1 protein-coding gene is annotated in these 1222 nt (G+C 49.7%); it reads right to left on the bottom strand.

What is annotated here, in order from left to right; genetic code table 11:
- Positions 1-18: 18 nt before the first annotated feature.
- On the bottom strand, positions 19-1005 hold the full coding sequence (locus tag H0248_RS21285) for an IS110 family transposase (RefSeq protein WP_180787397.1): 987 nt from the start codon (positions 1003-1005) through the stop codon (positions 19-21).
- Positions 1006-1222 lie beyond the last annotated feature (217 nt).

Raw genomic sequence — 1222 nt, 5'->3', positions numbered from 1 at the left:
CAGCTACCGTCTTGAGCGTCAAGCTGCTGTAGCGTAATTCTCGTCATACTTTTGCTGTTTCATCACAACACCGTAGCAGATGTGTACCAGCTTTCTCATCACCCCACCCAACGCTGACATCTTCGCTTTTCCCGCCGCCAGAAGGCGGTCATAAAACTGTTTGAGTTGAGGGTTGTGTTTGACGGCAACTATTGCAGCCATAAAGAGTTTGGCTCTCACTTCTGGAGGACCATTCTTTGAGAGTCTTGTTCTGCCGCGGACAGAGCTTCCTGAGCGTTTTTCCTTAGGTACAACTCCCACCCAGGATGCTGCCTGTTCTGCACTGATGAAGTGATTTCCCCTCAGGACTACCAGCATTGTACTCCCGACTGCTGACCCTATCCCTTTTATCGACGTCAGATATTCCATATCCCGTTTCAGCTCAGGATGGTTATCGATATGGTTATCAATCAGCGCTTGTACCACCTGCAGTTCGTTGTTCAGCACTTGAAGTATCTTTCTGACAGAGGCTTCAACCAGTAGTGAACGTCGCGTTGAGAGGAGTTTCTCAAGCCGGCTTTGTTCACGGCCTACATCGTGTACCAGCGCATCACGTCTGCTAATTAGTGCTTTTAATTCACGGATAGCTGGAGAAGGAGGTTGCCACACATCTGGCTGACGCATGGCACCATACCGAGCCAGAACGTCAGCATCGACGGTGTCATTTTTAGTGAGAATACCCATGCCCTGAGCAAAGGCACGGATGCGGGCAGGATTCGCAATGACGACACGTACAGAGCGCTCATAAAGGCCGTAAGCCAGATATTCGTGGTAAGTGCCCGTTGACTCCATCACCACTTGCACATCAGAGGGACCGACTTTCTGCTTCGCCAACCATTCCAGAACGCTGATTGCGACATCAGGCCCGTTAGTCAGCGTTTTGGTTTTCTGGCGACCTTCCGAACCATCCGGCCTGAGGCATAAGTCTATTTTGCTTTTTCCAACATCAATTCCTAACTGAATCATACGAGCCCCCTTTCACATATAACCATCACGCCCATTTTCCTTGTTCATGCGGAGTCTATGCTCCTGGCTACCGTTCAAAGTTGATGCTGGCGTGAAAGGTGAAACAGGGGATCTCAGCTGTAAGACAAGGTCTGACCTTATAGGAAGTACCAGATTCACCCTGTTTCAGGTGATGGTAGCTAACCACCACCCACTACATGGTTCAAGATACAAGGGA

The sequence above is a fragment of the Pectobacterium brasiliense genome, from assembly GCF_013449685.1.
GTDB classification, from domain to species: domain Bacteria; phylum Pseudomonadota; class Gammaproteobacteria; order Enterobacterales; family Enterobacteriaceae; genus Pectobacterium; species Pectobacterium brasiliense_A.
This window is presented reverse-complemented; position numbering and strand designations above follow the sequence as displayed.

What these genes read in the sequence shown, in the direction of transcription:
- H0248_RS21285 (WP_180787397.1), bottom strand. Translation starts at nt 1,005, where the DNA reads ATGATTCAGTTAGGAATTGATGTTGGAAAAAGCAAAATAGACTTATGC.